Below are 23,936 nucleotides of genomic sequence, written 5' to 3'. Positions count from 1 at the left end.
TTTTACAGGAGAACTCATGCTTGAACAGTTTGCTTCGCTCGACTGGATGAACCAGTACGCCCTGCCCTGGGGAATCAACATCGCGTTTGCGCTCGGCATTTTCATTGTCGGCCGCTGGGTCGCGCACGGCATCGTGTCGCTGGCCCGCCGCCTGCTCGGGCGTGCCGGGCTGGACGAAATCCTGGTGAACTTCGTCGGCTCGATCCTCAACGGTGCGCTGCTGCTGGTCGTCGTGGTCGCGTCGCTCGACCGTCTCGGCGTGGACACCACCTCGCTGATCGCACTGATTGGCGCAGCCGGCCTCGCGATTGGTCTGGCCCTGCAGGACTCGCTGAAGAACTTCGCCGCGGGGGTGATGCTGATCGTGTTCCGCCCGTTCAAGGCCGGCGATTTCGTCGAAGCTGCGGGCACTCAGGGCATGGTGGAGAAGATCAGCATCTTCAGCTCGATCTTTCGCACTCCCGACAACCGCGAGATCATCGTGCCCAACGGCTCGATCTACGCTGACGTCATCACCAACTATTCGGCACGCGGAACGCGCCGCATCGACCTGGTGTTCGGCATCGGCTACGGCGACGACATCCGCAAGGCACGCAGCGTGATAGAACGCGTGCTTGCAGCAGACACCCGCCTGCTCGCCGAACCGGCGCCCTTCATCGGTGTTGCCGAACTCGGTGCCAGCAGCGTGGACCTGCATGTCCGGCCCTGGGTCAATACGCCGGACTACTTCGCCACGATGTGCGAACTGAAGGAAAGGATAAAGATCGCCTTCGACGAGAACGGCATCTCCATTCCCTACCCGCAGATGGACGTTCACGCCCACACCGTGAGCTGATATCCGCCACCCGGCCGGCCCCGCTCAGCTCGCGGCCGGCCGGGTGCGCCACAAGGGCCGCAGCGCCAGCAGGCCGAGCACCGGCCCCGGCAGCAGCAGCCATGCAACATGCTCGCCCCACGCGGGCCACAGCCGGGTGCCGAGATCGATCGACACCATGGTCACCGCGAAGCCGATGGCGTTCTGCAAGGCCAGCGCACTGCCGACAATCGTTTGCGGACAGGCGCGCGCAGACAATGCGGAAAAATGCGGCGAATCCGCCACCACACTCGCTCCCCACAGCAGCATCAGTGCCGCCAGCAACAGCGGCGACGCGTTGACCGCGAACGGATAGATTGCGCAGCACGCGGCCGACAGCGCCAGCGCTGCCGCGGCCACCCGTGCACTCCCCACCCGGCGGCTCACAAAGCCGCCAAATACGCAGCCCAGCGCACCGATACCGATCACGGCAAAGGATGCGGCCGAGATCGCAGACGGCGCCCAGCCCGCCGTGGCAGGCAGTGCCGCAAGCATCAGCGGCACGAGCGTCCAGAAAGCGTAGAGCTCCCACTGGTGGCCGAAGTAGCCCAGCGCCGACGCGCGGAAAGCCGGCTCGCGCAGCGCCATCAGCACTTCGCCAAGATGCAGCGCCGGCATCCCGGTGCGGCGCACCAGGTGCGGACCGTCGCCCAGCCGCAGGATCAGGCCCGCGGCAACGACCGCGAGTACCGACGACACCAGAATCGTGGCCTGCCATCCCCATCCCGCATCGAGCATGCGCACGCCGTGCGGCAAGGATGTGCCCAAGGTCAGCATGCCAACCAGCCACGCCAGCGCAGCCCCGGCCTGCTGCGGCACCCAGCTCACCACCAGCTTCATGCCCAGCGGGTAGACGCCGGCCAGGGCGAGGCCGACGACGAAACGCAGCCCCATGCCACTGCTCATGCCCTCGGCGAACATGGCAAAACCGGCGTTTGCGAGCGCACCGATCAGTGCACAGGCGGCGAAGATCCGGCTGGCAGGAAAGCGGTCGGCAAACCCGGTGAGCGCGAAGCTCAGGGTACCGATGATGAAGCCGAGCTGGACGGCATTGGTCAGGTGACCGATATCCGCACTGCTCAAGCCCCACGCGCGCATGAGGTCGTCACCCGCACTGTTGGCTGAAAACCACAGCGAGGTGCCGAACAACTGGGCGAGAACGATGATCGCGATCGGTTTGGGGCGCATGGACGCCGAGTCTGAAGCCAGCCGCACGGCAACTCAAGCACGCATTGAGGGCGCGGGCAGTCCGCGAACGGGATACCATTACGCCTTCGACGCTTAAACGCGTGAATGGCAACCTCACCGCCCCGCACCAGACGCCCTTGTGACCAGCAAATCAAGCAGCCCTGCCCGCATCCCGACAATCACCGTCGGCCTGCGCCCCTTCCCCGGCACGCCCGCCGCCTCTTCAAACGCTGACGACGACACACCACTGCCAGTCCGAGCCCTGCTCTGCACCATGCATGCAACGTCCGACGGCGGTGCGCGCTTCGTGTTCGAGCTCGATGCCGACCCTGCACGCGTGCGCATCCCGGCGCCAGCCGAAAGCGCCCCGGCGGACGAGCTCTGGCAACACACCTGCTTCGAGGTCTTCGTTGCCTCGCCCGGTGAAGAGGCCTACCGCGAATTCAACCTGTCGCCTTCGCGGCAGTGGGCGAACTACGCCTTCACGGCCTACCGCGAACGCGACAATGCCTTCAGCGCGCCGGCGGCACCCCGTATCCAGTACACCGCGCGGGCCGACGGTCTCACGCTCGAAGCCGAACTGCCTGCCTCCAGCCTGCCCGGCATCACCACCGGCACCGATCTGCAGATCGGCCTGGCTGCGGTCATCGAACTCGACACCGGCGAGCTCGAATACTGGGCGCTGAAGCATCCGGCACCAGCGCCCGACTTTCACGACCGCGGCGGATTCGTGCTGACACTGAACATGGCGGCACCGGAGGCTGCATGAGCGCAGTGAAGTTCGGCCTGGACCGTGTGCTCGAAGATGCCGGTCTGCGCCGCCCCCTCGCCGGTCGCCGCGTCGCACTGCTCGCACACCCGGCCTCGGTCACCCGTGACCTCACCCATTCGCTAGACGCCCTCGCGGCCCTGCCCGAGCTGAACATCACCGCCGCCTTCGGCCCGCAGCACGGGCTGCGCGGGGACAAGCAGGACAACATGGTCGAATCGCCGGATTTCATCGATCCGGTGCATCGCATCCCGGTGTTCAGCCTTTACGGCGAAGTGCGCCGGCCCACTGCGGCGATGATGGACAGCTTCGATGTGCTGCTGGTCGACCTGCAGGATCTCGGCTGCCGCATCTACACCTTCATCACCACGCTGCGCTATGTGCTCGAAGCGGCCGCCCGCCACGGCAAGGCGGTGTGGGTGCTCGACCGCCCCAACCCTGCCGGGCGACCGGTAGAGGGCACGCTGCTGCAGGAAGGCTGGGAGAGCTTTGTTGGCGCCGGGCCGATGCCGATGCGCCACGGCCTCACCATGGGTGAGATGGCGCGCTGGTTTATCGCCACGCTCGGCCTCGACGTGGAGTGCGAAGTCATCACCATGCAAGGCTGGCAACCCGCGTCGGCGCCGGGCTACGGCTGGCCGCTGGGCGAGCGCAGCTGGATCAACCCCAGCCCCAACGCCCCCAACCTGTCGATGGCGCGCGCCTACGCCGGCACGGTGATGCTCGAAGGCACGACGCTGTCCGAAGGTCGCGGCACCACACGTCCGCTCGAGCTATTTGGTGCGCCCGACATCGACGCCCGCGCACTCATCGCCGACATGCGCAGCTTCGCCCCCGAATGGCTGGCCGGCTGCGTGCTGCGCGAGTGCTGGTTCGAGCCGACCTTCCACAAGCATGCCGGCAAGCTGTGTGCTGGCGTGCAGATCCACGTCGAAGACCCCGCGCATTACGATCACGCCGCCTTCCGCCCGTGGCGCGCGCAGGCGCTGGCCTTCAAGGCCTTGCGCCGGCAGCAGCCCGACTACCCGCTGTGGCGCGACTTTGCCTACGAATACGAGCACGACCGCCTTGCCATCGACCTGATCAATGGCAGTCCGGTGCTGCGTCAGTGGGTAGACGACCCCGCCGCACGCGCCTGCGACCTAGACGCCCTTGCGACTGCCGACGAGGCAGCATGGCGCGAGACCCGAAGCCCTTTCCTCCTCTATCCCTGACCCCCACCTTTCCGGAGCCCTCGCGATGAAACACGCCCTCAAGATCTTCGCCTGCAACTCCAACGACGGCCTTGCCAGCGAGATCTGCAGCCGCCTTGGCGTGCGCCCCAGCCAGCTCGATATCTCGCGCTTCTCCAATGACAATCTGCATGTGCAGATCCAGGAGAACGTCCGCGAACGCGACGTCTTCGTGGTGCAGTCGTTCACCGAGCCGGTCAGCGATCACATCATGGAGATGCTGATCACCATCGACGCCCTGCGCAGCGCCTCGGCCCAGCGCATCACGGCGATCATCCCGTACTACTCGTACGCACGATCGGACAAGAAGGACAAGCCGCGGATCTCGATCACCGGCCGCCTGATTGCCGACATGCTGGTCACCGCCGGCGCGAACCGCGTGCTGACCATGGACCTGCACGCAGACCAGGTGCACGGCTTCTTCCGTGTACCGGTGGATCACCTCACCGCCATTCCGACCATCGCCGATCACTTCCGCCAGAACTACGATCTGGGCAACATGGTGGCGGTGGCAACCGATGCCGGCGGCGCCAAGCGCGTGGGCCGCTTCTCCGAGCGGCTGGGCATTCCGATGGCCATCATCGACAAGCGCCGCGTCAGCGACACCGACGTCAAGCAGGGTGAAGTGGTGGGCGACGTGCGTGGCCGTGACGCGGTGATTTTCGAGGATGAGATCTCCACTGGCGGCACGCTGATCTCGACCATCAACACCCTGCGTGCAGCCGGCGCCCGCAGCATCCACGCCGGCGCCGTTCATGGCGTGCTCTGCGGCCCCGCGATCGAGCGCCTGCGCGAAGCCGCGATCGACTCCATCGTGGTCACCAATACGGTCTATGTCGCGCCCGAGAAGCAACTCGACAAGCTCACCGTGCTGACCGTCGCCCCGCTGTTCGCGTCCGCCATCGAGCGCATTCACAGCGGCGAGAGCGTCGGCGCACTGTTTGAATAAATCCAGGACGGATTCGTTTCAGGAGGGCGCCCCATGTTCATTGCCATGAATCGCTTCAGGATCAAACGCGGCCATGAGGAGACGTTCGTCGACCATTGGCGGCAACGTGAAAGCTATCTGGAAGAAGTCCCCGGCTTCGTCCGCTTCAATCTGATGCGCGGCCCGCAAACCGAGGAATACACACTGTTCGCCTCGCACACCGAGTGGGCCAGCGAACAGGCGTTTGCGGACTGGACGCAGTCCGAGGCCTTCGCCAAGGCGCACGCCAACGCCGGCAAGAGTCCGCGCGAAATCTACATGGGGCCGCCGCAGCTGGAGCTGTTCGAAGCAGTACTCTGAAAGGGCGGGACAGCCCCCCCGGAGCAACCGGGGGGCTGTCCCGCGAAGCCATCAGCCCGGCTGCGCGCCGGCGTCCTGCTGGGCTGCGATTTCGGCCCGGACCTTGTCCATGTCCAGCCCGCGCACGCCGTCGATGACCTGCTGCAGGCCTGCTGCAGGCAGCGCGCCCGACTCGCGGAAGACCATGACATTGTCGCGAATCACGGCGATGGTCGGAATCGAGCGGATCTGAAACGTCGCAGCCAGCTCCTGCTGGGCTTCGGTATCGATCTTGCCAAACACGATATCCGGATTGGCTGCGGCAGCGCTCTCGTACACCGGTGCAAACCCGCGACACGGACCACACCACTCAGCCCAGAAATCGAGGAACACGATCCCGTTGTTGGCGATGGTGTCGTTGAAGTTGTCGGCGGTGATTTCGACGCTGCTCATGCTCGTGCTCCTTATAGTCAGGCAGGCAGGGTACATCAATGCGCAGGTGGGTGAAACGCACGGCGCATAAGGAATTGCCTATATGGCCGGTAGGCAGAATCTATTGCGCCCGGCTCCGCAGCATGACGCCCCGAGCCACACGAACCTGACGATCTGCCCCAACCCGAAAACGGCGCCCATCTACGCAGGCACCCCCTCCCGGTGCGAGCGCATTGCGGAAAACCACTCCTGCCAGTAATCAAGGCACGCGCGCACCTTGGGCAGGCGGTGGCGCTCCTGCAGCATCACTGCATAGAAGGGGATGCGCTCCTGCTCGGTGTAATCGGCAAGCACCTGCGTAAGCTGTCCGGTCCGCACCAGCGGCGAAACCAGCAGTTCGTTCAGATGGGCAATGCCAATGCCCTGAAGCGCCAGCGAAAGCACGATGGCCGTACTGTCCGCCCGGGTGTGGCCCTTGACCAGCAAGGTATCGACCTTGCTGTGGTCTGCAGCTCGCGAGCCCTTCCTGCTGCCCTGCCAGGCAGCCTCGGTGCCGGTCCAGTCCGACGACGCCAGCGATGATTTCCTGAACGGCCAGCGGTTCAGCGACTGGCTCGCACTGTTGGCAATCAGCCGATGCGCCGCCAGGTCGGCCGGCGTGCGCGGGACGCCGAACTTTTCCAGATAGGCAGGGGCTGCATAGAGATTGCGACCGAGCTCGCCAATCTGCCGCACGACGAGACTCTCGGCATTGTCCACGCCGGCGCGCATGGCGATATCGACGCCGTCGCGCACGAGGTCCGAAACCCGGTCATCGGTCATGATCTCGACCTGCAGACCGGGATGGCGTTCGTACAGCCCCGGCAGGCTGGGCACGATGGCCATCTGGGCAAGAATCGGGCTGACGTTGATCCTGATCAGGCCGCTCGGGCCTGCCAGCCGCCCACTCAGCTCGCTTTCCATTTCGGCCGCGATATCCAGCATGCGCCGTGCATGGGCAAGAACCGTGTCGCCTTCGTCCGTCAGCGACAGACCATGCGTACTGCGGCGCAGCAGGCGCAAGGACAGCGCCGACTCCATGCGGGCGATCGCGCGCGAGACCTGACTGACCGGTTCGTTACGTTCGCGCGCAGCCGCTGACAGCGTGCCAAGCTCGGCGACACGGACAAAGAGGGCGGCATCGTTCAGGTTGAGTTGCATGAGGCGGAGTATGCATCAGCGCGGCCGGCTTTGCAGAAACTGCAATACCAATCTGCAGATCACGCGGTTTCCGTGCGTCCGTTAGCACCATAAAGTGCAACTCATCCCACAAGGAGGTGCTTTCGATGAACCACGCTGACGACACGATTGAAATGCTGTGGCCGGACCAGGATGCAACACATCAAGTCCACATCTACGAGCAGGTGCGCATTGAGGCAGACCGGCTCCGCCGTAAAGCGATCAACGACTTTATGACAGGTCTGTTCGCAGCACTTGCCGCAGGCCCGAAGCAACTGGTACGCGCCGCGCTCAACGCGACGACGCGCCCTGTCGCTCGGGACACCGGCTCCACGACAGGCTGCAGGTGCTGAACCCCGGCACCTGCGCCTTCAGCGCAGCATTGCAACGCAAGGCGACGCCGGCCTGAAGACAGAGCACTCGCCTTCAGGCCGGCGTCGCCAGCTTCAAGCCGATGACCCCGGCAATGATCAGCCCCAGGCTGATCAGCCTTCCGGCGCTTGCCGACTCACCGAAAAGCACGATGCCGAAAATCGCCGTACCCACCGCACCCACGCCCACCCATACCGCGTAGGCGGTGCCAATCGGCAGCGTTTTCATCGCAATCCCAAGCATCCCCAGGCTCAGCCCGATCGCGACCAGCGTACCCACGGTCGGCCAGAAGCGGGTGAAGCCCTCGGTATACTTGAGGCCAATCGCCCAGCCAATTTCGAACAATCCCGCCAGAATCAGAATCGACCACGTCATCACATAAACCTGCCATGTACCGGGGTCGTCCCCATCACTGGATAAGGAAATGAGGTCGTCCACATTTCCAGTGCAGCCTGGTGTTTCGATTCGGGCGCCGCGGTAACGGGGCCCGTGCAGATTGCACCGCAACAATTATGTCACGGGTACACCGGGTTGGGCCGCCCCCTGGGCTCAGGGTTCGGCCTTCTCACCGGGCGCACGCTCAAGCTGCTCGAGCAGCCGTGCTGCGTCCGCAAGCTGGTGTTCGCTGAAGACCCGCACGCCGGCCTGCGCCAGGCACGCGGCGGTCACGCCGACACCCGTCACCTTTGTGCCAGAGAAGCTGCCATCGTAGATGGCGCCGGTGCCGCAGGAGGGACTCCCCTCCTTCAGCACGGCCACGCGTATTCCCATTGCCTGGGCGTGAGCAAGCGCCCGCTCCGCGCCGCGCAGAAACTGCTCAGTCACGTCGCGTCCATCGACCGCAAGAACGCGCGCCTCACCGTCGAGCACGGCCCGCCCGCCTCCGCTGCGCGTAATCTCGGCGGGCGGGCGCGGCGTCGGCAAACCGCCGGCTACCTCGGGACATACCGGCACGACACGCCCTTCATCCAGCCAGCGTTGCAGCAGTGCATGGTCGCAACGGTTGTCTCCGCCGTTGTAGCGGACCGCTTCGCCAAGCAGACAGGCACTCACGAGAATGGATTGCATGATCTCCAGCCCATGCCGGAAGCTGAAACGGGCACCGGCCTCACGATTGGACGCCACGAACTTTATCGTACACGATCAGTGCCGCCCCCCCCCCCGCGGCCCAGCAGAACGGAGACAAGAACATGATCAAGGTAAGCGTGATGTACCCGAACACGCCCGGCGCCCGTTTCGACCACAGCTACTATCGCGACAAACACCTGCCGCTGGTGAAGTCCCTCATGGGCGAGGCGTGCAGGTTCTACACCATCGACAGGGGACTGGCAGGAGGTGCGCCGGACGAACCCGCGACCTACATCGGGATGTGCCACCTCTACTGCGACTCGGTCGAATCCTTTCAGGCCGGCTTTGGTCCTCATGCCGAACAGATCATGGCCGACATCCCGAACTACACCGACCTGACACCCGTCCTCCAGATCAGCGAGGTCGTGGTCGGCCAGCCCTGATCGCAGCTGTCTCCTGTCCAAGATTTCCGTAAAGCGCGGCGCGACCCGCACCCGGCATTCAGTCCAGGTCACGTCTGACGCAGGCTGACCTGCATGGCGCTCAGCCATTTGGCTTGAGCGGGCATGTGGAATCAATGCAAGTCAGCACACCGGCTTGCGCGTCCGTCCGCGTTCATGGTTTCCTAAAAAGGGCTGTCACCCCTGGCGACCACGACAACGGAATTCGCGGATGAACGTCCTTCATACGACTGACTACGTGATCGTGGCGGTCTACCTCCTGGTAGTCGTCGCGGTTTGCGTGCGCGTCACGCGCAAGAACCCTGACGCGGACGAACTGTTCCTTGCAGGGCGCACGCTGGGCGCAGGCGTCATCGGCCTTTCCCTGTTCGCATCGAATATCTCGTCAACAACACTCATCGGCCTGCCGGGTGCCGCATGGTCGACCGGCATCTCCGTGGCCAATTACGAATGGATGGCGGCGCTGGTCCTCGTGTTTACGGCGGTCTTCGTCGCGCCGGTGCTTATCGGCCGCCGCATCACAACGGTGCCCGAGCTTCTCGAACAGCGCTTCGACGCGCGCTTGCGCCGCTATCTTTCCGCCACCAGCCTGATCCTGAGTGTGCTGCTCGATACCGCGGGCAGCCTCTACGCCGGGGCGCTGGTGGTGATGCTGTTCGTGCCCGGCCTGGCGCTCGGCCCCACCTGCGCCGCCCTCGCTGTATTTGCCGGTCTCTATACTGCCGCCGGTGGTCTGCGTGCGGTGGCATATACGGACGTCCTGCAGTCGCTGGTGCTGCTGATCGGCTCGGTGATCCTGTTCGCGCTGGTTTTCGCCGAGTTCGACTATTCCTGGGCCGAGGTCACCGCGCGCGTTCCCGCAGAAAAGCTCTCCCTGATCCGCCCCCTGGACGACCCCGCCCTGCCCTGGCTTGGAACACTGCTGGGCCTGCCGATCCTGGGCTTCTACTACTGGACCATGAACCAGTACGTTTGCCAGCGCCTGCTGGGTGCGCGCGACATTGGCGTCGCCGGTCGCGGCGCACTGATCGCGGCCGCACTCAAGCTGCTGCCACTGTTTCTCATGGTGTTGCCCGGCGTCATGGCCGTGGCGCTGTTTGCGGACCTTGAGCGCCCGGACACCGTATTCCCGCGCCTGATCGCCGAGTTTGCGCCACCGGGGCTGGCTGGACTGATGCTCGCGGGGCTGCTGGCGGCAATCATGTCGAGTGTCGATTCGGCACTCAACTCGGCTTCGACCCTGGTGATCTGCGACTTCGTGCAACCGCGCCGCCCCAGACTCGACACCAAGGCGCTCGCGCGTCTGGGCCGCTACACGACCCTGGGCCTGATGATCATCGCCGCGCTGTGGGCGCCGGCCATCGATAACTTCCCCGGCCTGTTCGCCTATCTTCAGCAGGCCTTTGCCTACGTCACCCCGCCGCTCGTCGCCGTCTTTGCCGCTGGCATGCTGTCCACGCGACTTTCGGCCAATGCCGCACTGGCCGGCCTGCTCAGCGGACACGGCGTGAGTGCGGTGTGGTTCCTTGCCACCCAGCTGGGCTGGCTGGATGTGCATTTCACCATCGTCGCCTTTGTTCTGCTCGTCGTCACCCTTGTGGCATGCGCCCTGTGGCAGCTCATCCTGGGCGGCACGGTTACAGCCGGGCAGCTTGCATCGGTAGACGCCTCGCGCGTGGAACCAGCGCCGCGCATCGTGCGGCGGGGCGCCGTTGCGCTGACCGCAATGACCGTGCTTCTGGTCATTGCGTTCTGGTGAGCGGGAGGCAGCTCAGGCGCGCGGCATCGAATGCAGGCCGATCATGTTGCCCTCGGTGTCGGTCACGAGCGCGATATGCCCATACTCGCCGATGGACATCTTGGGCTTGAAGATCTTCCCGCCCGCCTTCTCTGCGCGCGCCGCTTCCACCGCACAGTCCGCACAGCTGAAATAGATCAGCACGCTATTGGCGCCGGACGAGAAGCCCGGCATCCGCACCAGCGCGCCGGATGCGCCGAACTGCTCGAACGCCATCGGAAACGCCCACATCTCGATCTCGTCTTCGACGGGACTCTCCAGCTTCGACAGCGCCACTTCAAGCATCGCCTCGTAAAAGGCCTTGGCGCGCCCCATGTCTTCCACGTAGATCTCGAACCAGCCAACCGGGTTGTTCATCATGCCCCTCCTCCAGTGCCGTATGAGCCGTGAAGCCCGGCTTCAGCGGCCACGGTGGCGGGGTTCGCTCAGGCGCGAGTGCAAACCGCCTGTGGCGAACCGGAAGCGGGCTTTCGGTGTTTCATCTTAGGTGCTCGGTCTGCGAACGGGTAGGCGATTCCTGTGCGCGGTGAGGCGTGGCCGGAACACGTCATGTCGTGGCAGCGCTCGCGAGCGCGTGGCACAAGCCCGGTACGCATGCTTCAGACCGGACGGCGGAGGCGGAAAAACACATAGGGCGCCACCGCGATCCAGAGCAGCAGAAAGACCCAGACCCGACCTTCAAGGACATTGTAGTTGGCGAGCAGCGCCGCCCAGGAATGCGCACCGACGTAGTGAAAGAAGATGAACTCGAACGCAATCGTCAGCGTTGCCCAGAACAGGCCAATGGCAACGGCCTCGCGAGCGCAGGAGGGTGGCGCCAGGCGGTCGACGACGCGGATCACGAGACCAAGCAGCACCATGCCGCACGCCGTCGAGACCTGATGCGCGGCGAGCGCGCTCATGTGCGTGCCATAGGTGAGGTCACGAACCACGCCATTCGCAATGGACACGAGCAGCATCGCGAACCAGGCGACGAGATACTTCCAGATGTGCGGCAATGCAAGAATGGCAGGCATGATCGGTGTGTACTGTCAGCTCCCTCACGGCCCAGCCCGGTCAGATGCCGTAGTCCCGCTCGACCCTGGCCACGCGAACCTTGAACGCCGAATACCAGTGCTCGCGTCCGAGGCGCTGCGCGTCGAGATGCTCGGCGTTCTGCTTCCATTTGCGGATGGCTTCGAGGCTACTCCAGTACGAGACGGTGATTCCGAGCCCTTCCCGCGCGCCCTCTGCGCCAAGAAACCCTTCCTGCTCCGCCGCCAGATCGAGCATCCGCTCGGCCATCGCACCATAGCCGTTGTCGCCGTCGGTCCGAAGGGAACTGAAAATGACTGCGTAGTACGGCGGGCTTGGTGTATCTGCAATTGTCATGACATCTCCCAGAGGTTGGAGCGATCGCTGGGGTGCGCGGCCCGACCTGCACCGCAACGCCAGCCAAAACAGGCCTAGTCGCGCAGTTGGCGGAGCAGTTCGAAGCCCGCCGCCCAGTCACCGAGGCCACTTTCCGCGTTGATGTGACCGCAACTGCCGATGCGAACCGCGCGGCTGCCCCATGCCTCTGCAAGCTGTGCGGAATAGGCCGGCGTGCCATACGGGTCATCGTCGCTGATGACCACGGTGCTGCTGAAGGCAAACGGCCTTGCCGGCGGCTCGCCGAAGCCCGATGCCTGTGCCGGAAAATCCGGGCCTTCCGGATCGGGCACCGCAACCAGCAAAGCGCCCCGGATCGGCGAATGCGGCGTCGCGGCCCAGTGCGCGACCGCGAGGCAGCCGAGGCTGTGGGCGACCAGAACCACATCGGGCCCCGCGCTGCGCACAGCGTCTTCGATGGCTGCAACCCAGTCATCACAAACCGGCGCGTCCCAGTCGCGCTGCTGCACACGGACAAAAGCGGGATTCGCCTGCTCCCAGCGCGACTGCCAGTGCAGCGCCCCCGAGTTTCCGTAACCGGGCAGGATGAGGACTTTTGCGGACACCACGGACTCCTTTGCCGAGCAGCTGACTTCTGACGTCGCCGAATCTTTGTACATGAATGTGCAGTGCGGGCCGGCCGCAGCCGGCCAACCCGTCAGGCCACGTTACATGGAAACGCCCCCGCAGCTGATTCTAACGCCGGAGACATCAGGCCCGCTGCGGTCCGCAGTCGCTAGCGCACCGTATAGCCTCTCGCCTCCAGGCAGGCCGTCATCGCCCGCAGGTAGTCGGCGCGCAGGCTTTCTGCCTGTTCCGGCCCGACACCGCCATAGCTCAGCGTCGGATCGTAACCAGTCTGAACACTGCCCCACTCGTGGCATTCGTAGCGGTCTGTCGCCTGCACCTTCTCCGACTGGTTCATCTTCGGATACACGAACAGCCGGTCCTCCCCACCCGAGGCACGCCGCGCGTCATCCTGCCGCGGCGGCTCGACCACGACATAGCCACGGTCGTGACGCGCATAGTAGGTATCGTCGTAGCGGTAAAGCGAGCGCCCGCCAATGGTCACGCTCACGAAACCATTCGGCAACACTGGCACAACGAGACCGATGGGCGGTGCGACAACGACGAAGCGTGCCCCCATCGGCCGGAACCAATGGCCAGACGCGTAGTAGAAATCGATATCGCGGTGGCGAACGACGCGATGCCCCTGAGGCAGTCTCGGCACCACGACGCCGCGCGCAAAGCGGGGATCCACCCAGCCCCCGCGACGATCGCCGTCTCCACCCCGGTGCGCAGGCTCGGCCTGCGCGATGCCGGCACCAAAAAGCAGGCCGGCACAGATCACGGCACCCATGAGTCGCGAAACACCTGTCAGTCTGGAAGACATGATCACTCCTTTTCCTGAACGATTTATCTGACCTGGTAGCCGCGGCCATCCAGACACGCTTCAATTGCGCGCCGATAGCGGCTTTCCTTTTCGGTATAAACCTCGTCACGCGCTGCGGCACGTCGCGCATACGCATCCTGGACGCGCTCCGCCTGTGCCTGCCGAGCCGAATCGCTGGCGGCTCCGGCGATTGCGCCGACAACCGCGCCGACGGCGGCACCTTCGCCCCCATGACGCGGCCCGGAAACCACCGCCCCCAGCACCGCACCGGTCACTGTGCCCTGAACAACACCCGTACCGGCAGGCGGCGAGGGCTCGACCCGCGGCACCTCTGTCGGCGTCTGACTCATGGTTGCCGGGTCGAAGCCCGACTGATCTACCGCCCATTGATGGCACTCATAGCGATCCCGCCGCTGCTGACCCTGGCTCTGCCCCCGCAAGGGGTAGATCACCAGATCCGTAGCCTGCCGGCGTGCAACCTGCGGCAGCGGCTCATCGCCGCCAATACGATGCCCGGGCGGAGGTGCGGCACAACCACCGACCAGACCCGCCACAAGCAGCAGAAGCAAGCCGGAGCGACGAACGCCCGATCGAGTTCCAGATTTGAACGACATCACAATTCCCCCGAAATAGGTCGCTGCGGGGAAGGTCTCTGCGGGAACTGCACGCACCTGTCTCCGACAGCGCAAGCGCTCAGATCGCACGATGACCGGCCATTGTGGACCGCTCACCATTACTGCGCTGGCACTGGAGCAAGTGTCCCCCCGCGCCGCGCCGGGCGGATGTCCCCGTGTAATCGCTTCGTAAGGGAATGTGTTGGCGCACGTGCGCGCAGGAACTACCGCGGTTCCGAAAACGCTTGAGGATGTCCCCACAGGCGTCCGGCGTCGAAGCGCCCGGCCGGATGTGTTCGCTCCTCCTGCCTGTGCGCAGGCCGGTGTGCGTCGCTCCCGCCAGCAGGCCCGTTGCCTTCCAGTTGCTGCGCGGACTCTCAGCCAGTCCGCAGCCTCAGGCCACCTTGCCGCAGCCCGCCGGATTCAAGACGCGCTCAGTCGAGGCCGGATTCTTCTCGAGTTTGGCCACTGGGCGCCGCGGGCGGGCAAGCAGTTCGCCACCGCAATTCGGACACACCCCATGCAACACGCCATCCGCGCAACTCGCGCAGAAGGTGCACTCAAACGAACAGATCCGGGCCTCAGCGGAGTCCGGCGGCAGATCCTTGTCACAGCACTCACAGTTGGGACGAAGTTGCAGCATTCGATGCACTCCTGTTTTCAAAGGGGTCAGAGTCGTTTGATCTCACTTGCTCACCTGAGGCGGGTAACGCCACCACGCCCAAACTACAAGAAGGCCGAAACCGGTGTAAATCGTGGCGAAGACCCACAGCGGCGCCTCGTAGTACAGCACGCGCTGAACCCAGTGTTCGATGAAGGTGCTTGCGTAGACAGACTGGCCGCCTTGCCGGCGGAGCCATGACTCAAGGATTGTGAGCGGGCAGTATTGTCCGAGCCAGGCCTGCAGGGCGACGACCACGATGGCGAGCAAGTGCGCCAGGCGTACCCCGAACCCGTTTACCCACGACCACCCCACCTTGTTTCCGATGATGATGGCCGGCAAGCCCAGCACCACGAACAGGACGACGCCGAAGTGCAGGAGAAGTACCGTATCCGCAAGGGTCTGATAAGGCAATGAGCGCTCCTCTACGACGATCTAACGCGGGCCGAAGCAAAGCGCTGGCGCGCAGCGTAAGCGGTGCGCTTGAGTGCCTTGTTGAACGAAGCCGCGACGCGGAGAACGCCCCCCGGGTCGGCAGCGCGAACGGTCGTGCATATGGGCTCCATCAAGCTGATGAAGTCACCTCTGCATGAGCAGACAGGACCGCTCCAGACCAAGGATCGGCATGCCGCGACAGCGTAAGTGAGCAAGGCGTGCGAGGTATCTCAGACAGCGAGATCGATCTGGCTGACGCTCCCCGCACTGCCGTCCTCACGCAGGTAGATGCTGCTGGTGCGCATCTGCCCCAGGGTTTCATTGGCCGCATTCCTGATGCTGAACCGGGTATCGACCTGCCCCAGATAGAAGGCACCGACGCCCGCATCCTTGAGCGTCTGCGCCTGTCCATTGCCCTCGGCATCGGGTTGCCACACGCGCAACCGTGACCATGCAGCATCCGCTTCATCGATCCAACCGTTGCCGTCGTCATCAAGAGCAGCAAGTTCGGCGAAGCCGTCGCCGCTGGTGGGGCCGAAGAGTTCGCGCCCGTTGTCGATGCGGCCATTGCCGTCGCGATCAAAGGCGAGGAAGCCACTGCCGCCAACCATCGGTAGCGACTCCTTGGTACCGTCCCCGTCGAGATCGAAGTCGAAACGCATTCCGGAAAGTGCCGCAGACGGACCGCCGAAATCCAGGATCAACGGATCCTTCACGCGCTGATCGCCCGCGCGCATGCTGAACGAAACCGATTCGCTGTAACTGCGCGACACCGTGAGGCCAAGATCGAAGCGGATTTCGGCTCCATCGGCAGTGCGTACCATGCCCGAGGCCGAGAACGAGGTCGTTTCCGACTCCGAGTACGTCGCACTGAAATCGTATTCGAGGCCGAAGCCGGCGCGCCGGGGCGTATTCGCAGCGGCGGCACCGGTACCGCCATCGGGTGCGCCGGACTCCGGCGGTGTCCCCAGATCCCGCGTATCGAGCAAGCGCACCGGTCGTCCGGTGAAGAACTCGATCATCCGAATCAACATGCCCAGTTTCGGGTCCTTGCTGATCGCGTCGCTCTCACTCGCTGCAGCGGTAGCCTGAGACTCCCCCGCAGCGGACTCAGCCGATTGAGCAAAGCGGGCAGCATCGGAAATACGCACGTTGTCGCGCCCCGTTCCCGTCTCGGCGCGTCCATCGCGCCAAACATCGAGGCGCTCGCTCATCGTGAACGACTCGGCAAATTGACGAGAGGACTGCAGTTCAACATTGAATGCGGCGATTTTCATGGCGATGACCTTCACGACAGAACCCGACCATGCCATTAACGGCCGCAGGGCAGATTTCTTTAGCCCCACGCGTTGCAAAGCCGCCCCATCGGCAGGTCCACCGGCCTCACAGGCGCGCAGATGCCCGTCTGCTGTGCCATCATCAAGTGGACATGTGATGAGCGTCAGGATCATGACCCGCAACTTTCCACTGCACGTCCATATCTCGACCTTGTTCGCCGTCCTGATCGTTCTTCTCGGCGGGGTAATCGGCGGTCTCGGCTACCACTTCAGCCACAACATGCTGGAAACGGTGGCAGACGACCTAGCCCAGCGCATCACCAGAGAGACCCTGGGCACGCTCGACGGGATCTTTGCCCCTGCACGGATGGCCATTGGCCTGCTTGCACGCGAACCCGGGCTGAGCGCGAGCTCGCTCGACGCCCGCCTCGCCAGTGCCGATTTCATCCGCACCGCGCTGCTGCATTCAACCGCCCTGTCATCGCTCTACGTCGGCTATCCGAACGGCGACTTCCTGTTCATGCGGCGGATCCTCAACGAGGCAGAGCGCGTGAGCCTCGACGCCCCCGAAGGCACGGCATTCGTCATCCAGAGCATCGAACATGGCACGCCGTCCAAGGGCGAATATCGCTATCTCGATGCCGCTCTGAATCCGCTCCGAATCGACGACCGCCCCGACTATGCAGCGCAGTACGACCCCCGCCGGCGCCCCTGGTTCAGCGACGCCCTCGCAAGTGGCGGCCCGGTGCAGACAGCGCCCTACGTGTTCTACTCCAATCGCAAGGTAGGTGCCACACTGGCCACACCGGCACGCGTTGTCGACGGCGCGGTGATCGGTGCCGACATCCAGCTCGCCACCTTGAGCTCCAATCTGGCCAAACTGAAGGTGACACCCAACTCGGAGCTGGCCCTGCTCGATGGCGAAGGCTTCGTCGTCGCCTACAGCGGCGACAGGGAGCTGACAGGCGAGATCTCCACCGAACACGACGAACCGGGCCTGATTCGCGTTGAAAGCTTCGGCGTACCCGCCCTGGAGAGTGTATCCAGCGCCCTGTCGGAGGTCGTCGGCAACACCATGCTTGTGCGGCGGACGTCGATCGACAGCGAGAACTGGCGCGTGGGCATTCAGCGGCTCCCGAGCGCAGGCCCCACGCTCTACCTTGTCACTGCAGCCCCCGAAAGCGAACTGCTTGCGGCAGCATTCACCATCCGCAATGCATCGGCGTGGATCACAGCACTTGTCGTGCTCCTGTCCATCCCTTTGACCTGGGCGCTCGCTCGCGCGCTGACGGGACCATTGCGCGTACTTGTCGGCGAAGTCGAGGCCATTCGGCATTTCAACTTCTCCGCCCCAATCATGATTCGATCCTTCGTCACCGAGGTGCGCGCGCTGACGGTGACGATCGGTGACATGAAGCGCACCATTCAGCGCTTTCTCGATATCAACACCGCACTAGCCGCTGAGCACGATTTCGATCGCCTGCTGCCGTTATTGCTATCAGAAACACTGTCCGCGGCGTCGGCTGATTCCGGGGTCGTCTACCTCTGCGAAGACGCCCGTATCAGCGCGATGGCAACGCAGGGCGCGAACGGCGAGCCCATCGACACCAGGCTACCGGCCATCGATCTCGCAGCACCCCACTGCCCGGCCCAGCACGCCCTGAGCGGGGTCAGGGCGAGTGCCTTTCTGCTCAGCGAAACCGATCGCTCCGCCCTCGGTCTGCCCACAACGCAGACACCCATGCAATGGGCGATCGCCGTTCCATTGAGGAACCGCGAGGGGCAACTCATCGGAGCGATGCTACTACTGCGCAATAGCCGCATCGAGGACGCACAGCTACGCTTCATCGACGCCCTGTCCAGTGCCGCCGCGGTTGCACTGGAGAATCAGGAGCTGATCAAACTGCAGCGCGAGTTGTTCGACTCCTTCGTAAAGGTGATTGCAGGCGCGATCGACGCCAAGAGCCCTTATACCGGCGGTCACTGCAGCAGGGTGCCCGAACTGGTGAAAATGCTCGCGCAAGCTGCCTGCGACGCCACCGACGGGCCCTACCGCAACTTCAGTCTCAACGATCAAGACCGGGAGGCCCTGCATCTCGCAGGATGGCTGCACGACTGTGGCAAGGTCACGACGCCGGAGTTCGTAATCGACAAATCGACCAAGCTCGAAACCATTCAGGACCGCATCCACGAAGTACGCATGCGCTTTGAAGTGCTCAAGCGCGAGGCGGAAATCCGTACCCTGCGCGCCATTGCTGCCGGCGAGCCCGGCGCCGCGGCCGACGCACGCATGCAGCGTGAGCTGGCCGAACTGGACGCCGACTTTGCCTTCGTCGCCGAGTGCAATATCGGCAGCGAAGAGATGCAGCCTGAAGCGATCGAGCGTCTGCGCCGGATTGGCGCCCGCACCTGGACGCGCACCCTGGACGACCGCATCGGCATCTCCCACGAAGAGCTCGCGCGCAAGTCCCGCGAGCCGGCGGCAGCGCTGCCGGCGCTCGAACAGGTGCTCGCGGACAAGCCCGAGCACCTGTTCGAGCGCCGTGAGAGCGAGCGTTTCGATGAGGACAATCCGTGGGGCTTCCGCATGGACGTGCCTCAGTGGCTATATGACAGGGGCGAATTGCACAACCTGACGGTATCGCGCGGAACGCTGACCAAAGAGGAACGCTACAAGATCAACGAGCACATCGTGCAGACCGAGATCATGCTGCAGCAACTGGTTTATCCGCGTCATCTGAGCAACGTCCCCGAGATTGCCGCTCAACATCACGAAAAGATGGACGGCACCGGCTATCCGAAGCGGCTCACCGGTGAGCAGATGAGTCCGCTCGCAAGGATGATGGCGATTGCAGACATCTTCGAGGCCCTGACCGCGATTGATCGCCCCTACAAGCGCGGCAAGACCCTTACCGAATCGCTCACGATCATGGCGCGCATGGCAGCAGAAAACCATATCGATGGCGAGCTGTTCGAACTCTTCCTGCGCGCCGGCGTACATCTCGAATACGCTCGGCGCTACATGCACAGCGAGCAGATCGACGACATCGACATCGACGCCTTTCTCGCTCAAGGGCGTTGACTGAGCGCCCATCGCCGAGCGCCACGAAAATGCGCCAACAGCAGACGCCCTCCCCGGAACGCACCTCAACTGCGCTATCGGATCGCCCCAACTTCTGGCGCGCGCTCGGTATCGCGCTCATCGTCGCCGCCCTACCGCTCAGCGGTGCCGCAACGGCGGTGCTGGCGATCCTGGCCGAATCCCTCTGGCCCGAGGCGGTGCCATCAAGTGCGCTCGCATGGGGCGTATTCGCTGCCGTCGGCTCGCCACTGCTGGTTGGCGGCATTCGCCTTATCAACAAGGGCCGCCAGCTACGCGCAGCGCTCGAATCCGTCTCCGCACCCGAGGACACGCGTCCCCCGGTGCTATACCTGCGCGCCTTCGGTGACGACGCCAAGCTCGCCTCACCGCCACAACTTGCGCAGATCAATCCGTTCGTAATCTCGACCCGTGAAGAGAACTTCGTCGAGGCTCTGCAAGGCATCGGCCCCGTCATCGCCATCGGTCGCCCCGGCGAAGTCCTTCCGCCCCTGGGCGCGCGGCGACTCTATGTCGATGATGCGGAATGGCAGGCCCGGGTAATCGGACTCATGGGCCAGGCCCGCTTGGTGGCCTTCATGATCGGCACGGGCAGCGGTCTGTGGTGGGAGGTCGAACAAGCCCTGCATCGTGTGACACCCGAGCGCCTGCTGTTCTGCGGATCGAGCCGGGATTTCACCGCCTTCCTGAACCGCGCTCACCCCTGGCTGCCGCGCCCCGTCAGTCTGCCGCCACCCCGACGTCTGTCCCTGGCCCCATCCGAATACCTGCTCCACTTCGACACCGACGGCCAGGCGCATTTCACCCGCCTCGGCAACCCGGCGCTGCTGTTGCGCGGCAACCTGCGCAAACCCATGCTGCCGGTCTACCAGTTCGCACTGCGGCCGCTATTCGAGCAACTCGGCGCCCCGTGGTCGGCACCGCCCATCCCGTGGAAGGCGCTTGCCATCAGCGTCGGCTTCCTGATCGTGCTGTTCGGCGGCATCGGCCTTATGGCATGGCTCGAAACGGGCTGAGCATCCCGCCCCGCTCGCCCGCCACCCCGCATCGAGCGCATCACCTCAACACGATCTCCGGGCACGGCTCATGCCGATACGCTGCTTACTTCAGCGAATGCAGTCCGATCATGTTGCCTTCGGTATCGATGGCAAGCGCAATGAACCCGTTCTGACCGATGGACATCTTGGGCTTCCGGGTCTGCCCGCCCGCCTTCTCCACGCGCCCGGCCTCCACGGCACAGTCGGTGCAACTGAAATATGTTTTCAAAGGGGTCAGAGTCGTTTGATCTCACATCTCCTTGAGCCCCCATTCAGCGCAGGCACGCGAAGGGCCGGCCCCGTGCTCACGTGCATTTCCCGCCGCAACTCGACGACGAAATACGATGGTAGTCACTGACCGTGGCGTCGGTGATCTCGACATGACAGCATGCCAGCACCTTGTCCTTGAGCATCGCACGCGCACGCACAACCCGGCTCTTGATCGCCGACACCGACACGCCCTGCTTCTCGGCGACCGAGCGCATCGTTTCACCCTCGAAGTCGGTCGCGATCAGCGCCTCCCGGTAGCGCGGCGCAAGCTGATCCACGAAAGGGCGCAGGCAGGCCGAAAGTGCCTGATGCATTCGCATGTCGTCGAGTTCGGCACAGGGCATCTCGTCGTCGAGCGCCTCCATCGAAACGCCTGCGCTGCGGTAGTGGTCTGCAACCGCCGTTCGAGCGGCGGCATAGAGCCATCCCGTCAGGTTGTCGATGTGACGTCCGGCCTGCTGTGACGCGAGTGCCTTCACGAAAACATCCTGCAGCAAGTCCTCTGCCTGCGCGGGATCAGAAACACGCCGGCGCAGATAGCTGCGCAGGCTTTGCCGCAAGCGGGCAAAAGCCGCGCCGAGGTCGTCATCTGCCGCTTGCATGGATCTGCGGTCTCAGCGGCAACACGAATCCTGATTCCGCCCCGCCACACCCGGCACGCAGCAGGCAGCAGACGCTTGCGTTGCGGCGGCATCCGGCGCATCCGACGGGGCACAGCACGCGCCCACTTGCACTGCAGCGTCTTCACCATAGGTCGCGATATCACCCATCGTGAAAAAGTGCTCCCACGCCACCCCCTGAGGGTCGACCGTCCAGTGCTTCTCGCTCCTGGCGTAGCAGCAGTTCGCCTCACCCTGATCCAGCGTCATGCCGCCAGAGGCATCGTCCGCCAGCGCCTTGAGGTCCGCCAGTTCTTCGGGGGAATCGGTTTGCATGCCAAAGTGGTTAAGGCCGGTCGCGTGCCCCCGCGCAGAGATGGCAAAGTTCAGGCGTGGATCATCGAGCATCCACTTCGCGTAGTCCTGCTGCTGCTTCGACGGACTTTGCCCGAAAAGCCTGCTGTAGAAGGCGATGCTTGTCGCGAGATCGTCGACCGCAAGGTGTACGTGAAAGCGTTTCATTTGAGACTCCGGTCAAGGTTGAGTGACGCATCGTGCCCGATGCTCCTGTATAGACGGAAAACCGTACAAATGGTCGCAAGACGCACCGGGCACGACGTGTTTCGCGACCTACTGGGACGCATCACCGCTGGCAATCCGATTCTGACTGACCGCTTCTACGGCACGTACTCAGTGATCGCCTTGCTCCAGATGCGCGGCGCAGATGCCCTGCTTCAGCAACACCAGGTGCGCAGGACTGATTTCCGGAAAGGTCAGCGCTTGAGCCCGCGGGATCATGTGGGGGCGTGGGCAAAACCCAAGCACTGTCCGTACTGGCTGCCCCGTGAGCTGTTCGATGCCTTTCCTGAGACGCCGGCGGTGCGCGAGCTCACGGGCCACAACAAGGTGCTGGAACGGCTCCACTGCAAGACGCCCGCAATGAACGGGACAAAACGCTGGTATGCCTGCGGGCCTGCAACCTGATTCGTCTGCTGATAGCTGATTCGGCCAGGCAGGCTGAGGCGCTGCCGCGTCTGCTGCTCTTCAAAATGGCCGGACAATCAAGCATCAGACCGTGAAATGCTCATAGAATCGGGGCATCACAAGGGAGATCTGTCATGGATATCTTGTTGCAGGTAGCGGTCATTCTGGTCTGCCTTTTCTATGGCGCCCGCAAAGGTGGGGTCGCACTGGGCCTGCTTGGCGGTCTGGGCGTCGTCATCATGACCTACGTGTTCAAGCTGGCGCCGGGCAAACCGCCGGTGGACGTCATGCTGACCATCATTGCTGTAGTCGCAGCCTCCGCCACGCTGCAGGCATCCGGTGGTCTCGACGTGATGCTCAAGGGCGCCGAAAAGCTGCTGCGCCGCAATCCCAAGTACATCTCGATACTGGCGCCATTCACCACCTGCTTTCTGACCATCCTGTGTGGCACGGGCCACGTGGTCTACACCATGCTGCCCATCATCTACGACATCGCCATCAAGAACAACATACGCCCTGAGCGCCCCATGGCCGCATCGTCGGTGTCGGCCCAGATGGGGATTCTTGCAAGCCCGGTCTCAGTGGCGGTGGTGGCGCTGGTCGCCTTTCTGGCCAAGGTACCGGTGGACGGCCACGTGATCGACTTCGTCCAGGTGCTCTCGATCACCATTCCGTCGACGCTGTTCGGTGTGTTCGTGATCGGCATTTTCAGCTGGTTCCGTGGCAAGGAACTCGCCGACGACAAGGATTTCCAGGCCCTGATTGCCGACCCAGCAAGGCGTGAAAGCGTTTACGGAAGCAGCGCCACGCTGATGGGCAAGACGCTCAGCAAAGATCAATGGGTGGCGATGTGGATATTCTTGGGCGCGATCGCCATCGTGGCCCTTCTCGGCGCGGTTCCCGCCTTGCGCCCGGAGTTTGGCGGCAAGCCCATGTCAATGGTACTGACGATCCAGATGTTCATGCTGCTGGCGGGCTCGCTGATGATCATGCTCACAAAGACCGACCCTGCCACCATCGGCAAGACCGAGGTTTTTCGCGCCGGCATGATCGCCGTGGTCGCCGTATTCGGTATCGCCTGGATGGCCGACACCGTGTTCGCCGCCCACCTGGATGCCCTCAAAACCTCGCTGGGTGAGCTGGTCAAGACGCAACCCTGGTCTTACGCAATCGTCCTGCTGCTGGTCTCCAAGCTGGTGAACTCGCAAGCGGCTGCCATTTCTGCCATGGTCCCCGTCGGTCTGGCCATCGGCCTGCCCCCCGGCTATATCGTTGCCTTTGCCGCTGCGTCCTATGGCTACTACATTTTGCCCACCTACCCCAGCGATCTTGCCGCCATCCAGTTTGACCGCTCCGGCACGACGCGCATCGGCAAATATGTCATCAACCACAGCTTCATCATTCCCGGCCTGCTCGGCGTGGGCACCTCCTGCCTGAGCGGATATATTCTTGCCGGCGCGGCAGGACTGATCTGAACGTGATTAAGAAGCCATCGACC

At 63.9% G+C, this 23,936-nt stretch carries 28 protein-coding genes; 12 read left to right on the top strand and 16 right to left on the bottom strand.

Features of this window, described 5'->3' with window-relative positions; all coding sequences use genetic code 11:
• The first annotated feature begins 16 nt into the window (after nt 1-16).
• Nucleotides 17-835 carry a mechanosensitive ion channel family protein gene (locus CEW83_RS17530; RefSeq protein WP_108950493.1) on the top strand — a complete coding sequence of 273 codons (819 nt, stop codon included), beginning with the start codon at nt 17-19 and terminating at the stop codon, nt 833-835.
• A gap of 24 nt (nt 836-859) precedes the next feature.
• On the opposite strand, the gene CEW83_RS17525 is transcribed toward CEW83_RS17530, so the two are convergent.
• Complete coding sequence (locus CEW83_RS17525; protein ID WP_108950492.1) at nt 860-2,041, bottom strand: MFS transporter; 1,182 nt, start codon at nt 2,039-2,041, stop codon at nt 860-862.
• Between the two features lie 139 nt (nt 2,042-2,180).
• On the opposite strand from CEW83_RS17525, the gene CEW83_RS17520 reads away from it, so the two are divergent.
• From CEW83_RS17520 to CEW83_RS17505, 4 genes are read left to right on the top strand one after another with little or no spacing between them, the layout of a single operon-like run.
• Nucleotides 2,181-2,810: a DOMON-like domain-containing protein gene (locus tag CEW83_RS17520; RefSeq protein WP_234418889.1), complete on the top strand. Its 630-nt coding sequence runs from the start codon at nt 2,181-2,183 to the stop codon at nt 2,808-2,810.
• A complete protein-coding gene (locus CEW83_RS17515; RefSeq protein WP_108950491.1) occupies nt 2,807-4,024 on the top strand; it encodes an exo-beta-N-acetylmuramidase NamZ domain-containing protein in 1,218 nt (405 codons plus the stop codon). The genes CEW83_RS17520 and CEW83_RS17515 overlap by 4 nt, the downstream gene beginning before the upstream one ends.
• 25 nt (nt 4,025-4,049) lie before the next feature.
• The gene (locus tag CEW83_RS17510) at nt 4,050-4,991 is read left to right on the top strand and encodes a ribose-phosphate diphosphokinase (RefSeq protein WP_108950490.1); all 942 of its coding nucleotides are present in this window, start codon (nt 4,050-4,052) and stop codon (nt 4,989-4,991) included.
• 33 nt (nt 4,992-5,024) lie between these two features.
• Entirely contained in the window at nt 5,025-5,330 is a 306-nt protein-coding gene (locus CEW83_RS17505; RefSeq protein WP_108950489.1) for an antibiotic biosynthesis monooxygenase family protein, read from the top strand.
• 51 nt (nt 5,331-5,381) lie between these two features.
• Here CEW83_RS17505 and CEW83_RS17500 read toward each other — a convergent pair whose 3' ends face one another.
• Both CEW83_RS17500 and CEW83_RS17495 read right to left on the bottom strand, forming a co-directional pair.
• Nucleotides 5,382-5,762 (bottom strand): thioredoxin family protein, encoded by a 381-nt coding sequence (locus CEW83_RS17500; RefSeq protein WP_108950488.1) that lies wholly within the window; start codon nt 5,760-5,762, stop codon nt 5,382-5,384.
• A gap of 180 nt (nt 5,763-5,942) precedes the next feature.
• On the bottom strand, nt 5,943-6,941 hold the full coding sequence (locus CEW83_RS17495) for a LysR family transcriptional regulator (protein ID WP_108950487.1): 999 nt from the start codon (nt 6,939-6,941) through the stop codon (nt 5,943-5,945).
• Between the two features lie 125 nt (nt 6,942-7,066).
• On the opposite strand from CEW83_RS17495, the gene CEW83_RS17490 reads away from it, so the two are divergent.
• A complete protein-coding gene (locus tag CEW83_RS17490) occupies nt 7,067-7,312 on the top strand; it encodes a hypothetical protein (protein WP_108950486.1) in 246 nt (81 codons plus the stop codon).
• A 73-nt stretch (nt 7,313-7,385) separates the two neighbouring features.
• Here the strand turns inward: CEW83_RS17490 and sugE are convergent, their stop codons facing one another.
• Together sugE and CEW83_RS17480 are read right to left on the bottom strand one after the other, a co-directional pair.
• A complete protein-coding gene (sugE, locus tag CEW83_RS17485; protein WP_108950485.1) occupies nt 7,386-7,706 on the bottom strand; it encodes a quaternary ammonium compound efflux SMR transporter SugE in 321 nt (106 codons plus the stop codon).
• Between the two features lie 174 nt (nt 7,707-7,880).
• The gene (locus CEW83_RS17480) at nt 7,881-8,456 is read right to left on the bottom strand and encodes a DUF523 domain-containing protein (protein WP_234418888.1); all 576 of its coding nucleotides are present in this window, start codon (nt 8,454-8,456) and stop codon (nt 7,881-7,883) included.
• Between the two features lie 65 nt (nt 8,457-8,521).
• Here CEW83_RS17480 and CEW83_RS17475 point away from each other — a divergent pair, with 65 nt between their 5' ends.
• Complete coding sequence (locus CEW83_RS17475; protein ID WP_108950484.1) at nt 8,522-8,842, top strand: EthD family reductase; 321 nt, start codon at nt 8,522-8,524, stop codon at nt 8,840-8,842.
• Between the two features lie 229 nt (nt 8,843-9,071).
• The gene (locus CEW83_RS17470; RefSeq protein WP_108950483.1) at nt 9,072-10,619 is read left to right on the top strand and encodes a sodium:solute symporter family transporter; all 1,548 of its coding nucleotides are present in this window, start codon (nt 9,072-9,074) and stop codon (nt 10,617-10,619) included.
• Nucleotides 10,620-10,631: 12 nt separating this feature from the next.
• Here the strand turns inward: CEW83_RS17470 and CEW83_RS17465 are convergent, their stop codons facing one another.
• The 9 genes from CEW83_RS17465 to CEW83_RS17425 all read right to left on the bottom strand — a co-directional run bounded on the left by CEW83_RS17465 (nt 10,632) and on the right by CEW83_RS17425 (nt 16,448).
• The gene (locus CEW83_RS17465) at nt 10,632-11,018 is read right to left on the bottom strand and encodes a VOC family protein (RefSeq protein WP_108950482.1); all 387 of its coding nucleotides are present in this window, start codon (nt 11,016-11,018) and stop codon (nt 10,632-10,634) included.
• A gap of 239 nt (nt 11,019-11,257) precedes the next feature.
• The gene (locus CEW83_RS17460) at nt 11,258-11,674 is read right to left on the bottom strand and encodes a hypothetical protein (RefSeq protein ID WP_108950481.1); all 417 of its coding nucleotides are present in this window, start codon (nt 11,672-11,674) and stop codon (nt 11,258-11,260) included.
• Between the two features lie 40 nt (nt 11,675-11,714).
• Complete coding sequence (locus CEW83_RS17455) at nt 11,715-12,029, bottom strand: antibiotic biosynthesis monooxygenase family protein (protein WP_108950480.1); 315 nt, start codon at nt 12,027-12,029, stop codon at nt 11,715-11,717.
• 74 nt (nt 12,030-12,103) lie between these two features.
• A complete protein-coding gene (locus tag CEW83_RS17450; RefSeq protein WP_108951504.1) occupies nt 12,104-12,634 on the bottom strand; it encodes an RBBP9/YdeN family alpha/beta hydrolase in 531 nt (176 codons plus the stop codon).
• 170 nt (nt 12,635-12,804) lie between these two features.
• Nucleotides 12,805-13,461, bottom strand: a complete 657-nt coding sequence (locus tag CEW83_RS17445; RefSeq protein WP_159099488.1) for a DUF6515 family protein — start codon at nt 13,459-13,461, stop codon at nt 12,805-12,807.
• Nucleotides 13,462-13,484: 23 nt separating this feature from the next.
• Nucleotides 13,485-14,075: a YMGG-like glycine zipper-containing protein gene (locus tag CEW83_RS17440; protein ID WP_159099487.1), complete on the bottom strand. Its 591-nt coding sequence runs from the start codon at nt 14,073-14,075 to the stop codon at nt 13,485-13,487.
• 394 nt (nt 14,076-14,469) lie between these two features.
• Nucleotides 14,470-14,718 carry a DUF1272 domain-containing protein gene (locus tag CEW83_RS17435; RefSeq protein ID WP_108950477.1) on the bottom strand — a complete coding sequence of 83 codons (249 nt, stop codon included), beginning with the start codon at nt 14,716-14,718 and terminating at the stop codon, nt 14,470-14,472.
• Between the two features lie 42 nt (nt 14,719-14,760).
• Nucleotides 14,761-15,150 carry a DUF2784 domain-containing protein gene (locus CEW83_RS17430; protein ID WP_108950476.1) on the bottom strand — a complete coding sequence of 130 codons (390 nt, stop codon included), beginning with the start codon at nt 15,148-15,150 and terminating at the stop codon, nt 14,761-14,763.
• A 251-nt stretch (nt 15,151-15,401) separates the two neighbouring features.
• The gene (locus CEW83_RS17425; protein ID WP_108951503.1) at nt 15,402-16,448 is read right to left on the bottom strand and encodes a hypothetical protein; all 1,047 of its coding nucleotides are present in this window, start codon (nt 16,446-16,448) and stop codon (nt 15,402-15,404) included.
• A 157-nt stretch (nt 16,449-16,605) separates the two neighbouring features.
• Between CEW83_RS17425 and CEW83_RS17420 the strand changes: the two genes are divergently transcribed.
• The gene (locus CEW83_RS17420) at nt 16,606-19,530 is read left to right on the top strand and encodes an HD domain-containing phosphohydrolase (protein WP_234418886.1); all 2,925 of its coding nucleotides are present in this window, start codon (nt 16,606-16,608) and stop codon (nt 19,528-19,530) included.
• 29 nt (nt 19,531-19,559) lie between these two features.
• The gene (locus CEW83_RS17415; protein WP_108950475.1) at nt 19,560-20,564 is read left to right on the top strand and encodes a hypothetical protein; all 1,005 of its coding nucleotides are present in this window, start codon (nt 19,560-19,562) and stop codon (nt 20,562-20,564) included.
• Between the two features lie 326 nt (nt 20,565-20,890).
• On the opposite strand, the gene CEW83_RS17405 is transcribed toward CEW83_RS17415, so the two are convergent.
• Both CEW83_RS17405 and CEW83_RS17400 read right to left on the bottom strand, forming a co-directional pair.
• The gene (locus tag CEW83_RS17405) at nt 20,891-21,457 is read right to left on the bottom strand and encodes a sigma-70 family RNA polymerase sigma factor (RefSeq protein WP_108950474.1); all 567 of its coding nucleotides are present in this window, start codon (nt 21,455-21,457) and stop codon (nt 20,891-20,893) included.
• A 12-nt stretch (nt 21,458-21,469) separates the two neighbouring features.
• Entirely contained in the window at nt 21,470-21,976 is a 507-nt protein-coding gene (locus CEW83_RS17400; RefSeq protein ID WP_108950473.1) for an ArsI/CadI family heavy metal resistance metalloenzyme, read from the bottom strand.
• Between the two features lie 69 nt (nt 21,977-22,045).
• On the opposite strand from CEW83_RS17400, the gene CEW83_RS17395 reads away from it, so the two are divergent.
• Both CEW83_RS17395 and CEW83_RS17390 read left to right on the top strand, forming a co-directional pair.
• Entirely contained in the window at nt 22,046-22,438 is a 393-nt protein-coding gene (locus CEW83_RS17395) for a hypothetical protein (protein WP_108950472.1), read from the top strand.
• Between the two features lie 134 nt (nt 22,439-22,572).
• Nucleotides 22,573-23,913, top strand: a complete 1,341-nt coding sequence (locus tag CEW83_RS17390; protein WP_108950471.1) for an anaerobic C4-dicarboxylate transporter — start codon at nt 22,573-22,575, stop codon at nt 23,911-23,913.
• Nucleotides 23,914-23,936: the final 23 nt, after the last annotated feature.

The organism is Parazoarcus communis (assembly GCF_003111645.1).
Lineage (GTDB): Bacteria > Pseudomonadota > Gammaproteobacteria > Burkholderiales > Rhodocyclaceae > Parazoarcus > Parazoarcus communis_A.
Note: the sequence above shows the minus strand (reverse complement) of the source record. Positions and strands in the feature narration are given on the sequence as shown.